General features: G+C 61.7%; 9 protein-coding genes, 1 pseudogene and 1 riboswitch. All 10 genes and pseudogenes read left to right on the top strand.

Translation table 11 applies throughout. The annotated features are described in order from the left end of the window. Positions 1-623 precede the first annotated feature (623 nt). Positions 624-880 (top strand): annotated as a pseudogene (locus EJ075_RS15605) (aspartate 1-decarboxylase); the annotation flags it as partial. A gap of 117 nt (positions 881-997) precedes the next feature. Next, a riboswitch (TPP riboswitch) is annotated at positions 998-1114 on the top strand. Positions 1115-1217: 103 nt separating this feature from the next. Continuing rightward, a complete protein-coding gene (thiC, locus tag EJ075_RS15600) occupies positions 1218-3053 on the top strand; it encodes a phosphomethylpyrimidine synthase ThiC (protein ID WP_126104946.1) in 1836 nt (611 codons plus the stop codon). Continuing rightward, complete coding sequence (gene thiO, locus EJ075_RS15595; protein ID WP_126104945.1) at positions 3050-4051, top strand: glycine oxidase ThiO; 1002 nt, start codon at positions 3050-3052, stop codon at positions 4049-4051. Before thiC ends, thiO begins: the two co-directional genes overlap by 4 nt. Beyond that, on the top strand, positions 4020-4217 hold the full coding sequence (gene thiS / locus EJ075_RS15590; protein WP_126104944.1) for a sulfur carrier protein ThiS: 198 nt from the start codon (positions 4020-4022) through the stop codon (positions 4215-4217). The genes thiO and thiS overlap by 32 nt, the downstream gene beginning before the upstream one ends. A 1-nt stretch (position 4218) precedes the next feature. Next, positions 4219-4992 carry a thiazole synthase gene (locus tag EJ075_RS15585; protein WP_126104943.1) on the top strand — a complete coding sequence of 258 codons (774 nt, stop codon included), beginning with the start codon at positions 4219-4221 and terminating at the stop codon, positions 4990-4992. Next, positions 4989-5594, top strand: coding sequence for a thiamine phosphate synthase (locus EJ075_RS15580; RefSeq protein WP_126104942.1), 606 nt, complete (start codon positions 4989-4991; stop codon positions 5592-5594). Before EJ075_RS15585 ends, EJ075_RS15580 begins: the two co-directional genes overlap by 4 nt. Continuing rightward, complete coding sequence (locus EJ075_RS15575) at positions 5585-6400, top strand: hydroxymethylpyrimidine/phosphomethylpyrimidine kinase (protein ID WP_126104941.1); 816 nt, start codon at positions 5585-5587, stop codon at positions 6398-6400. Before EJ075_RS15580 ends, EJ075_RS15575 begins: the two co-directional genes overlap by 10 nt. 471 nt (positions 6401-6871) lie before the next feature. Next, a complete protein-coding gene (locus EJ075_RS15570) occupies positions 6872-9505 on the top strand; it encodes a PD-(D/E)XK nuclease family protein (RefSeq protein ID WP_126104940.1) in 2634 nt (877 codons plus the stop codon). Further along, on the top strand, positions 9505-10533 hold the full coding sequence (locus EJ075_RS15565) for a UvrD-helicase domain-containing protein (protein WP_126104939.1): 1029 nt from the start codon (positions 9505-9507) through the stop codon (positions 10531-10533). The genes EJ075_RS15570 and EJ075_RS15565 overlap by 1 nt, the downstream gene beginning before the upstream one ends. Further along, positions 10499-12808: a UvrD-helicase domain-containing protein gene (locus EJ075_RS15560; RefSeq protein ID WP_164547113.1), complete on the top strand. Its 2310-nt coding sequence runs from the start codon at positions 10499-10501 to the stop codon at positions 12806-12808. Before EJ075_RS15565 ends, EJ075_RS15560 begins: the two co-directional genes overlap by 35 nt. Positions 12809-13140 lie beyond the last annotated feature (332 nt).

The raw sequence follows: 13140 nt of genomic DNA, 5'->3' as shown, positions 1-13140 counted from the left end.
CCGCGATCGCGTTCCGTAGTCGCCATTTCTATTGGGTAACGAGAAGCCGTCTTCCAACATCTGAATCATAAGGGAGGTGACCCGCAAGGCCGCTCTCGAGACCGCAAGTCTGAGCCGCTGACGCATGGCGATAACCAGACTGTCCGAACTGGGCGGCGATATTCTTCGCGTCGATGCCTTCCTCGACCAGGTCGCGGTAGGCGGCGATCTCATCTACCGCATGCATAGCCAAGCCAGGGAAGTTTTCGGCAGGGGAATTCAGACTGGAGGGCACGGCCGACCCGGCCGCCAACGACCCCGCAGGGATTGCCATGTACGGCAACGCCAACAGCAGGCGGATCAATACTCGGATAATGGCGGCCGGATATGTAGCGATCGATCGCCGCACCAACATGTCAATGCAATAGCTTAGTTGCTTTCAAAGGCGGTCGTACGATCTGCAAGCAAGCTAAACGATTGCGTCAACTCTTCCTCGCAGAGCGAAAACTCCGCGGCCCACGCGATTTCTCTGCTGGAACAGCGGCACATCCTCAGCGCCAGGACACGGCCGCCGCCGTCGGGTTTTACGAAGCCGGTGATTGCATAAGTTGCCCGCAAGATGTCATTGGTATCGGGAACGCCGCCGATGCTGCATCCTGAATCGAGCGGCCGCCCGCACCTGCCAGCCCGACGACCAGATCATTATCTGCAACTCCATCTACCTGGACGAGGTGCAAATCACCTCGCTGAAGCCGCGAATCGTCACCTTCGACCAGGATAACCACATCCGTGACCGCCTGAGCTACTCGGTCGATCCGACGCACATGGCCGATACAGTTTCTCCATCCTTCACGAAGCGAAAGAGGCTTTGGCCATTCCAGCCCTGGTCTCCGGGGCGTGACTTGTCCCCGATGCATGCGCGAGCTCTCCGCCCGGTTTTGACAGGCCGCCGGTCATCGCCACCGGCCGAAGGCGCCCGAATGCGCTTGACAAGATAGCGTCGGCCCGTCCAACCTGACGCATTCACCAGGGGAGTCCCGGCAAGGGGCTGAGATACTGCTTGCTTTCGCGGCGCAGTGACCCGTTGAACCTGATCCAGTTCATACTGGCGTAGGGACGGTGCAAGCGCTTTGCGGGAATTTATGCCCGAGGTCCTGTTTCGGCAGGTCGACAGAAGCGTCTTTTCATCCTTCCGGCACAGAACTGGGTCTCCAATGCATGAGCAAAGGAGCCTCAAGATGAATGCCCTCACCCCAGCCGTGTCGACGGGACCGCTGCCCGCCTCACGCAAGATCCACAAATCCGGCATCCTCCACCCGCAGATCAAGGTGCCGGTGCGCGAAATCTCCGTCCATCCGACAGCGGGCGAGCCGCCCGTCACCGTCTACGATCCGTCCGGCCCCTATACCGACCCGGCTGTCGAAACCAGCATTGAAAACGGTCTTGCCCGGCTTCGCCACGAATGGATCACCGCGCGCGGCGATGTCGAGGCCTATGACGGCCGCCACGTGCGGCCGGAGGACAACGGATTTGTGACCGGTGAGCGCCTGACGCCGGAATTTCCCATTCGCAGCCGGCCACTCAGGGCCAAGGCAGGCAAGGCGGTGACCCAACTTGCCTATGCGCGCGCCGGCATCATCACCCCCGAAATGGAGTTCGTCGCCATCCGCGAGAACCTCGGCCGTCAGATGTCGCGCGGCAAGCTGCAGCGCGACGGCGAAGCCTTAGGCGCGGCCATCCCCGATTTCGTCACGCCGGAGTTCGTGCGCGATGAGGTGGCACGCGGACGCGCGATCATTCCCGCCAACATCAATCATCCCGAGAGCGAACCGATGATAATCGGCCGCAATTTCCTGGTGAAGATCAACGCCAATATCGGTAACTCGGCGGTCACCTCCTCGATGGCCGAAGAGGTCGAAAAGATGGTCTGGGCGATCCGCTGGGGCGCCGATACGGTGATGGACCTGTCGACCGGCCGCAACATCCACAACATCCGCGACTGGATCGTGCGCAATGCGCCGGTGCCGATCGGCACGGTGCCGCTCTACCAGGCGCTGGAGAAGGTGGGCGGCATCGCCGAGGATCTGAGCTGGGAGGTCTATCGAGACACGCTGATCGAGCAGGCCGAACAAGGCGTCGACTACTTCACCATCCATGCCGGTGTGCGGCTGCATTACATCCCGCTGACCGTCGACCGGGTCACGGGCATTGTCTCGCGCGGCGGCTCAATCATGGCCAAATGGTGCCTGCACCATCACCGCGAAAGCTTCCTTTACGAGCACTTCGCCGAAATCTGCGACATCTGCCGGGCCTATGACGTGTCCTTTTCGCTCGGCGACGGTCTTCGTCCCGGCTCGATCGCCGACGCCAATGACGCAGCACAATTCGCCGAGCTGGAAACGCTTGGCGAGCTGACGCAGATCGCCTGGGCGAAGGATTGCCAGGTAATGATCGAAGGCCCCGGCCACGTGCCGATGCACAAGATCAAGGAGAACATGGAAAAGCAGCTCGCCGTCTGCGGCGAGGCGCCCTTCTACACGCTTGGACCGCTGACGACCGACATCGCCCCGGGCTATGACCACATCACCTCGGGCATCGGCGCCGCCATGATCGGCTGGTTTGGCACCGCCATGCTCTGCTACGTCACGCCGAAGGAGCATCTCGGCCTTCCCGATCGCAACGACGTCAAGATTGGCGTGATCACCTACAAGATCGCCGCCCATGCAGCCGACCTGGCGAAGGGCCATCCGGCCGCGAAAGTCAGGGATGATGCCCTTTCCCGCGCGCGCTTCGAGTTCCGCTGGGAGGACCAGTTCAACCTGTCGCTCGACCCCGAAACCGCGCGCTCCTTCCACGACCAGACCTTGCCCAAGCAGGCGCACAAGATGGCACATTTCTGCTCGATGTGCGGGCCGAAATTCTGCTCCATGCGTATTTCTCACGACATCCGCGCCGAGGCACAGAAAGAGGGCATGGGGGCAATGGCGGCGAAATATCGCGATGGCGGCGATCTCTACCTGCCGGTAGACGAGACCGGCGTACGGGTCATGCCAGAGGCGCCGGAAGCGTCATGAGGGTGCTGGTCAAAGGGGCCGGCGTTGCCGGCCTCACCGCGGCCTTCGAACTCACCGCCCGCGGCGCGACGGTCACAGTCGCCGAGATCCGGCATGGCCTTGGCGGCAATGCATCGTGGTTCGCGGGCGGCATGCTGGCGCCATGGTGCGAGTGTGAAAGCGCCGAGCAGCCAGTGCTGGATCTCGGACGCGATGCCGCCGGCTGGTGGGATGCAGTTCTGTCCGGCCAGTTGACACAGGCCGGAACGCTGGTTGTTGCTGCACCGCGGGATGCGGGCGAGCTTGACCGGTTCGCCAGCCGCACGTCCGGCCATCGGCGTGTCGATGAAGACGAGATTGCACTCTTGGAACCCGATCTCGCCGGCCGCTTCCGGCGCGGACTGTTCTTCCCCGATGAGGCTCATCTCGACCCGCGCCAGGCGATGGCGGCACTTCATGACAAGCTTGCAGCCATGGGTGTCGAATTCCACTTCGGCACCGACGCCCGGCATGTTTCCGGCTTCGATCGTCAGATCGATTGCACGGGGATGGCGGCAGAAGACGACGGGCTGCGCAGCGTTCGCGGCGAGATGCTGATCCTGCGCACGCCGGACATTTCGCTGTCACGCCCGGTCCGGCTGCTTCATCCGCGCTTTCCGCTCTACGTGGTGCCGCGTACCGATCACCGTTTCATGGTTGGCGCGACGATGATCGAAAGCCAGTCCACAGGACCGGTCACGGCGCGATCGATGATGGAGCTGCTGGGTGCCGCCTATGCCCTCTATCCGGCCTTGAGCGAGGCCGAGATCGTTGAAACCGGTGTCGGCGTCCGTCCGGCCTTTCCCGACAACCTGCCGCGCGTCGAAACGAACGGCGAGATCATAGCAATCAACGGGCTCTATCGTCACGGCTTTCTCCTCGCCCCCGCCATGGCGCGCCAGGCTGCCGACCTGGTTTTCAGTCAAAACAGAACCAAGGAGCTTGCCCATGAAACTAATGGTCAACGGCGAAGCGCATGAGGTTGCCGCCACCACGCTGGCGGAGCTACTTGCCGCGCTCGACTATGAGGGCGATTGGCTGGCAACGGCCGTCAACAGCGACCTCGTGCACAAGGCCAACCGGGCGGAGTTTCGATTGAGCGACGGTGACCGGATCGAAATCCTCTCGCCCATGCAGGGAGGCTAGCATGTTCGATCTTCTCGGGACGACACTTCCCTCCCGCCTGCTTCTCGGCACGGCTCAGTATCCTTCGCCGGCCATCCTTGCCGATGCGATCACGGCGTCAGGCACGTCGGTAGTGACCGTCTCCTTGCGACGTGAGATGGCAGGCGGTAGGGCCGGCGAAAAATTCTGGTCGCTGATCCGCTCGCTTGGCACGAGAGTCCTTCCCAACACGGCAGGCTGCCACTCCGTCAAGGAAGCGGTCACAACCGCGAAAATGGCGCGCGAAGTGTTTGGGACGAGCTGGATCAAGCTCGAAGTGATCGGCAACCACGACACTCTACAACCGGACGTGTTCGGCCTGGTTGAAGCCGCCCGCATTCTTTCCGAGGACGGCTTTTCGGTATTCCCCTATACCACCGACGACCTTGTTGCCGCCGAGCGGCTGCTTGCGGCGGGCTGCAAGGTCTTGATGCCGTGGTGCGCACCAATCGGTTCCGCCATCGGGCCGATCAACATCATGGCGCTACGCTCGATGCGCAGACATTTCCCTGGCGTCCCGCTGATCGTGGATGCCGGGCTCGGACGGCCGTCGCACGCGGCGACCGTCATGGAACTGGGCTTTGACGCCGTGCTCCTGAACACGGCGGTCGCCAAGGCGGCCGATCCGGTGGGCATGGCGCGAGCATTCGGCAAGGCGGTCGAAGCCGGTCGTGAAGCCTTTCTTTCCGGAATGCTCGAACCGCGCGAGGTCGCGGTGCCGTCGACGCCGACATTCGGCAGAGCGGTTTTTTCATGAAGCTCGATCCCTTCTACCTGATCGTCGACAGCGCCACCTGGATCGAAAGGTTGGCGCCGCTCGGCGTCAAGCTGGTTCAGCTTCGCATCAAAGCCATGGATGAACCCGGGCTGCGCGCGGAGATCCGCAAGTCGAAGGCCTTGTGTGTCCAACACAAAAGCCAGCTCATCGTCAATGATCATTGGCGCCTGGCAATCGAGGAAGGCTGCGATTTCGTGCATCTCGGCCAGGAGGATTTGCAAACGGCCGACCTCTCGAGGATACGGGCAGCCGGCGTCAGGCTCGGATTGAGCACGCATGATCATGTCGAGCTGGAAACGGCCATGTTTGCCGAGCCCGAGTATGTCGCGCTCGGTCCGATCTATCCCACCATCTTGAAGAAAATGAAGTGGGCACCGCAAGGGCTAGAGCGGATCAGCGAGTGGAAGCGGCGGGTGGCGCCGATCCCATTGGTCGCCATCGGCGGCCTCAACCCCGACCGCCTCGACGGCGTCTTTGAGGCCGGCGCCAACAGCGCCGCAGTGGTCACGGACATCACGTTGAGCTCCGACCCTGAAGCGCGCACGCGAGAATGGATCGAAAAGACGGACCGATGGCGATGAGACGAGAACCGCATGTGCTTGTCGTTGGCGGATCAGATTCCAGCGGGGGTGCTGGAATAGCACGCGACATCGAGACGATCTCTGCCATTGGCGTGCGCACCTGTCTCGCCGTCACAGCGCTAACGGTGCAAACGCACGACGCCGTGATCGAAATCCATCATTCGCCTCCCAGCCTGGTGGCCAATCAGATGTGCGCCGCGCTGCAGGCCAACGACGTGGCCACAATCAAGATCGGCATGCTGGCGACTGCCGAGATCATTGTTGCCGTTGCCGCAATGCTGCGCAAATTTCCGCAAGTGCCGGCAGTACTCGACCCTGTGCTGGCCTCCACTTCAGGCCGCCCACTTCTAGAAGCAGGCGCTATCGCCGCCATGAAGCGCGATCTGATGCCGCTTTGCTGCATTGTCACGCCCAACCTCCCTGAACTGGCGCTCCTTATTGGCTCCGAACTGGCATCGGATGAGCACGGAGCGCTGCAACAAGGACAAAGATTGCTGGCCGCCGGTCCTCAAGCCCTGCTGATCAAGGGTGGGCATGCGTCGGGACCCCGGTCGACTGATATTCTGTTGCGTTCCGATCAACAACCAATCCGCTTCGATGCACCGCGGCTTGCCACATCGATGCGCGGGACAGGTTGCATGCTGGCCAGCGCGATTGCGGCGCATCTGGCGAAGGCGAAGCCGCTCGAAGACGGCGTGCGCGAAGGCAAGCTGTTTGTGTTCGAGAAGCTTCAGAAATGCCGGCTGAATAAGCACAACGTTCTGCGTCCAGCCAAGCAGACCCATTTTCCAGAATTTTTCCCGTAGCGAGACTAAAGAAGGGGCTACTGCTTCTCTATGCCATCCTTACAACGCTGTGTTCCACACTGCCCTTTTATGCGACTTTGGAAGCACAAAAGGCGAACATCTAGCGGCTTATGTGTTTTCGACGTCAACAGCTCTGGGTCAGTTCGGCGACCGGCCGGCATTGTGAATGCCTGGAAGGGGCCGGAAGCTGTCAGTCCGCTATTCGAGCAGAACTACCACTAAGCTGCCACTCCAAAATAAATCATCAAGCCACCTCTGCTCGCCTCCCCGATGTCGAAGGTTGATATCGCTGACCACGCTAGAGGAGACTCCCGCATCGCTGCTACGGTCCTGCGACCGCTCGCAATCTGAAAAGGTTCTCACTGCTTTTGTACAGGGCAGCCTTGTAGTTCGGGGTCCCTGATCTAGGATACGTCCGAATCTACCGTCGGATTACCGGCTTGCAGCGCCGCAACAAATGTCCTTTTCACCATGGAACGTCACACCGTCGTCGTCGAGGGCACCTTAGCCTTTCGCATGCAGCGTGTCGCAGCCGCGCAAGCGGGTGACCACGGTCTCGACGTCGCCACAGTCCCGCTGCTCGCTGCGCGCCTCGCAGGTGGTTTCAGCCGACTGGCCGATCACCCAACCCTTGTGCCGATCGTTGCTCGAGCACTCGCAGAGATTACTTTTGAAGAGCTCGAAAAGGTCAAGACAAGGCCTGGCATGGCACGGGCGGTCCTCTCGAGTCTGGAGCGTGTGTGGGCGGCCGACATTGGCTTTGACGATCCACTCTATCCGAGCGCTCGGCTGAACGACCTTGGTCGCATCGAAGCCTATCTACGCGAGCATCTTCCAATCGGCGCGCTGTTGCCTGTGGATCTGCGCGATCGCGCGCTTGCGCGCGTCGCTCATGCGCGCGCTGTCGTCGGCCCTCTTCATCTCCACCGTCTTATTTCCGTCGACCCGCTCTGGCGGCCGCTCGTCAAAGCCCTTGCCTCGGTCATCGAAATCACCTGGGAAGCGCCAGGCACGCAAGACAAAAGCTGGTTTCCTGGCACGATCCTGGCGACGAACTTGCAGCCTCGTGAACATCTGACCTGTGAGGTTTGCGCCGATCCCCGCGCGGAGGTGGTTGAAGCGCTTCGCTGGGCGCGCGAATTGTTGAGCGACGGCGTGACGCAAGCATCCGACATCGCGATCGCTAGCGCTGACTTGAGCACTTGGGATGATCACATGCTGGTCCTCGCGGCGGACGCGGATCTCCCGATCCATTTCGCCAGCGGCGTTTCAGCCCTGAGCACGCGCGCCGGCCAGACCTGCGCGGCGCTCGCCGATGCGATGATCAACGGCCTGTCGCAGGATCGCATTCGCCGTCTCTCCCTGCTCTCTCCTTACCTGTCGGAGGCGCTTCCGCCTGACTGGATGAAAGGAATTCCCACCGAGGCGGGTCTCTTTGAGCCGGAGCATTGGGCGCGAAGTCTGGAGACGCTCTCCCGGACCGATGGTTCCCCGATCGCAACGGTCGTTATGCCGGTGCTTTATGGCCTTGTGGACGGCGCAAAAGCTGCGGTCAAACTCGGAAAGTTGCTCCTGCGCGGCAGCAGCCTTGGGCTCTGGCAGGAGGCCCTTCGTTTGGCGCCGGCGGCAGCAATGGAGATGACCCTAACGTCGTTGCGCATTGCGGATCAGAGCGACCCTGCCAACAATGTGGTCTGGGCGCGGGCGGCGGACCTGGTTGGTGCGCCACGCAAGCACATGCGTCTGCTTGGGCTTTCGAGCAGAAGTTGGCCGCGTGGCGACAACGCAGACCCGCTCCTGCCCGAGCATGTGCTCAACGAGCGCGAGTTGGTTGACCTGCCCCGGCTCGAGCGGGATAGGTTGGCCTTCGAGATCCTGACCGGTCATCCTGCTTCGAAGGTTACGCTGTCGCGCAGCAGGCGATCGGCCGAAGGCGCGTTCCTCGCCAAGAGCGGGTTGCTGCAGCGCCAAGTTGCCGAGCGTCCTCTTTCCCGGACGAGAGCGCCGGAGCATGCGTTCAGCGAGGGTGATCGTCTGCTGGCTCGTGCCGAGGATGCGATCGCTTTGCCGCGCATGAAGAGCGTCGTTTCCTGCTGGACGAACTGGACGCGCACGCTGGAGACAACGCCACATGACGGTGGGTTCAGGAAAGACCATCCGGCTGTTCTGCGCGCGCTGAGCTTGCCGCAATCCGCTACCTCGCTCCGGCGGCTGCTGCGGGATCCCTTGGGCTATGTTTGGCTAAGAGTGTTGGGGATGACCGCGCCTGAGCTGGCCGTTCAGCCGCTGCAACTCGATGCGGTGACCTTCGGTGAGCTCGTGCATGAATTGCTGCGCCTCGCGGTCGAGCGCATGCCCAGCCTTGTCAGCGCAACGCCAGCAGAAATCGATAGCGCGCTTGAGGCAGCAGCCAACAGCATCGCGGAGCACTGGCCGCTGACCCGGGCAGTGCCGCCGAGGTTGCTCTGGCTGGACACGATCGAAGAGGCACGGCGACGGGCCCGCCGCGGACTCACGGTCGATGACCGCTTCGGTCCTGGTACCCACAGCTTCAGCGAGGTGCCGTTCGGCACGCCTGAATCGCAGGCAAAGCGTTCCGATCCCTGGCGCGAAGACCAAGAGGTGCTGATCGGCCGTTTCGGCATCCTCTTGAAGGGCCGCATTGACCGTGTCGACGTGAAGCCCGACCGCCGTGGCGTCCGGATGTCCGACTACAAGACCGGGAAGACGCCGCGCGATCTGCGCAACGTCATCCTCGGCGGCGGAACGGAAGTTCAGCGCGCACTCTACGCCGTCACGATCAAACAACTCATCCCCGAGGCGAGCACGATCATCTCCCGCCTCGTCTACCTCGACACCATGGAACCTCCGGCGCGTCTTGAAGGCGACATGCTCGAGCAAGCGGAAGAGACACTGCTGCGCTTCATCGATATCGCGGTCGAAGGGCTCAGAGCTGGGATCGCCTATCCCGGACCAGATGCGTTCGCAGGCTACAACCAACTCAGGATCGCGCTGCCTGCGGCGCTCGACCGCTACCAGCGGCGCAAAGATGAAGGTTTCAACGCCGCGCAGCACAAGCTCGCGCCCCTTTGGAGGGAGCGGTGATGCTGAGCGATGCTCTCGAGCGCAGTCGCGTTCTCACGGAACTCGACAGGACATTGCTGGTCGAAGCGGCCGCGGGCACGGGCAAGACGTCGCTGATTGCCGGCCGCGTCGTCATGCTGATGTTGCACGGTACGCCGCCCCGCAGCATAGCCGCGATTACGTTTACCGAACTGGCCGCCAGCGAGCTGTCGCTGCGCATTCGCGAATACGCAACCCAGCTGCTGGCAGGAGAAATCCCAAAGGTCTTGCGCGGGGCTGTGACCCTTGAGTTGCTCAACGAACGGAAGGCTGTCCTCAGGTCGGCAATCGATGCCTTCGACGAGATAACCGCGTGCACGATTCACGCGTTCTGCCAGCAGATTATCATGGCCTATGCCGTCGAAACGGGACTCGACCCCGGGTCGAGAATGATGGATGGGCCTGCGGCAGACGCGATGTTCGAGAGCGTCATCTCCAAATGGCTGTTCGAGCGTCTCTCCCTACATACAAGGGAGGGCGAGGATCCGGTCGCGGTCCTCTCCAGATTCGAGCCCTTGAAGGTCGTCAAGGATAGCTTCGACCTGGCCAAGCTCAAGCTTGAGCATCCGGGGGCCGGCACGGTTTCGGTCGACTTCTCGCTGCGAAAGGATATCGAATTTGTCGAGAGCGTCCGTGCTTTCAGACGCTGGCAAGCGGACTATCCCAAGGAACGCCGCACCGGGACCCTGGTTGGAGAGTTCGAAACCCTCGCCGCATTCTATGAGAACTGCTTCGAGACGCAGCCAACCTTTGCTCGGCTATGGGAACTTGCCGACCCGCCGCGTACTGCTTCGATGAAATGGAACGAGTTCGCTTTTAAGAAGCAGCGCAATCTCGGCTATTGGAAATCAGCCTATGGCAAGGACAAAGGACCGGAACTCGATCAGCAGGCCGAGACGCATTCCCACAACTGTGAAACGCAATTCGCAGAGCTCCTCGGCCAGATCGGCGATGCCATGGTCGATCAGATGTCACGTGCCCTCGCACCCCGTCACCGACCTCTATGTTGAGCGCAAGGGCGACGCGGCTGTCCTCGATTTCGACGACCTTCTGCTGCGCGCACATGCCCTTGTGACCAAGACCGATGTCGTGCGCGAGGCTGTGGGTCGACGCTTTACGCATATCTTGGTCGATGAATTTCAGGACACCGATCCCATCCAGGCCAGCATCCTGTTTTCGATCGCGGCGCGCGCCATGCCCGATCGCTGGCAGGATGCCGACCTTCGCGACGGGGCGCTGTTTGTGGTCGGCGATCCCAAGCAATCCATCTATGCCTTTCGTGGCGCCGACATCGACAGCTACAATCAGGCGAAGCGGACGATTGCACGCCTGGGGGACGATCGCGTTGTCCATATCGGGGCCAACTTTCGCTGCCAGCCAGGCATCATTGACTACGTGAACGCCGCGTTCCAACCGGTTCTTGATGCCGACGGTCAGCCGAGCTATGGCGCACTCACTGCCACACGCGAGGGCGCCTTCCATGGACTGCCTTCCGCGTCCCATGTGACCATTGGCGACGGTCGAACGGCGGGCATGCCCGAGCAGCGCGACGTCGAGGCGGCCGACATTGCGCGGATATGTTCCAAACTCGTTGGCGCAATCGAGATCGAAGACGAGCACGATGGCAGGCGCCGCCTCCTTGAAGCGGGCGACATTGCCCTGCTTGCTCCAACCGGCACTGACCTATGGCGCTACGAACGTGCACTCGAGGCACTCGGGCTTGCCGTCGCATCGCAGGCCGGCAAGACGCTGTTGCTCCAGCAGGAGACCCAGGACGTTCTGGCGCTGCTGCGTACGTTGGCGGATTCGCGCGACCGGCTTGCCTTCGGTGCCTTCATGCGCGGGCCCATGGTCGGTCTCAACGACGAAGAGTTGCTCGACATCGCCGAAGAAGTCCATCAGGCCGGACCAGACGCTTCACTGACGGGCCTCTTTGACATCACGACACCACCCGCTCTGGTGTCCCATCGCATCGCCAGTTCCATCCTCGAGATCCTGCAAAAACTTCGCGCGCGGGTGAACGTCACGACGCCGCGCATTTTGTTGGCCGAGGCCATCGAGCAGCTTCAACTGCGCGTCGCACTGTCTGCGCGCAGCGGCAACAACCGTGCCGCGCGCTCACTCGCCAATCTTGATCGCATCGTTGAACTCGCGCGGCCATTTGACGTCCGGGGGCTCCGGTCTTTCGTCCGTCATCTCCAGCTCGATTGGGACCGTCGCGCCTCGCGGCAGGAGGGCCGGATCGACGCGTCGAAGGACGCGGTCGAGATCGTGACCATTCACAGCGCCAAAGGCCTTGAGTGGCCGGTGGTGATCCCCATCAACATGGGCACGCGTGCAAGACCCTCCGAGCGTTTCGTTCATCGTCAATCCGACAACACGCTGCACTGGATCATCGGCGGCGTCTGTTCCTCTGCGCTCAAGCGTGCTCGCGAAGAGCAAGCGCAGCGTCAGGCGCTGGAAAATCAACGCATGTGGTATGTCGCCTCCACACGCGCCCGCGACCTGTTGGTCGTTCCCAATCTTTCGTCGGCCAAGCCAGGCGCGTGGTCGAAACTGCTCAACCTGAGATTCGACCTGCTTGAGGAATTAAAGTTCAACCAACTCGAGCCACGCACGACCGCCAATTTCGACGCGGCCGCGTCACCTCAGGACGCAGATACGTTCGCACGGCAAGCCGCAATCGTTCAGGCAGCCTCACCAGTACTGCGCTGGGTCAATCCCAGTGCCCACGATGCGGATCGTGCCGAAATCCTCGCGCCGACTATGGCGGCCGACCCGAGCGGCGCGTTCGAATACATCGAGCCCATTGGGGCCGGCAGGACTCGCGGGCTGGTTCTGCATAAGCTTATGGAGGAACTTCTGACGGGCGAACTTTCACCGCAGGATGACGTTGCCGCCCGCGCTGAACGTCTTCTCAACGAGCTTGTTGCCATCGACCCCGCGGAGGGAGCGCTCCCTGCTCCAGGCGCACTCGCGACGACCGCGCTGCAGACCTATCGGCTGCCGTATGTGCAACGTCTCTTGCCTGTCCTTGCGCCTGAACTGTCTATCTGGGGCGAGATAGGGGTCGGCAATCTTCTCGCCGGACGCGTTGATGCGATCGCAATCGAGGACGGCAAAGTCCTGGAAGTTCTGGACTGGAAGAGTGATCGCGACACAAGCCTGAACCGCGCTGCGTATGTCCAGCAGTTGCAGCGCTACCTTGAGGCAGCGTCGGCGCCACGCGGCGCGATCGTATATATGACTACCGGCGAAATCGTGCCTGTCCTACCCGCGAATTGAAGCTCACCGGCCCGGACCACAACCCTCGTTAGCCGAAAGCAGGCGTCGAACAGCATGAGCCATGGCGCCGATTGCGGATCGGATGTTTTCAAGAGTGGCGATGCTGATAGCTGCCGTTCGCTAGCAGATTGGCTCGTCCGGAGCAGAACCGAAATCTGGGGCTAACAACCGGAAGAGACCTGCACGCGCTTGGGTGAACGTTCGAATACAGTGCATTTTTTAGTCTACTTTCGGGTTCTGTGGGCCGTTTCAGTTGATCATCCTCGTCCGCACAGATGATGTGTTGACTTGGTGGGTTTAACCGCCAGTCTACAAAGGGGGGTGGCGTCATC

It is taken from the genome of Mesorhizobium sp. M6A.T.Cr.TU.016.01.1.1, assembly GCF_003952585.1.
Taxonomy (GTDB): domain Bacteria; phylum Pseudomonadota; class Alphaproteobacteria; order Rhizobiales; family Rhizobiaceae; genus Mesorhizobium; species Mesorhizobium mediterraneum.
The sequence above is the reverse complement of the archived record's forward strand: the minus strand, read 5'-3'. Positions and strand labels throughout refer to the sequence as shown.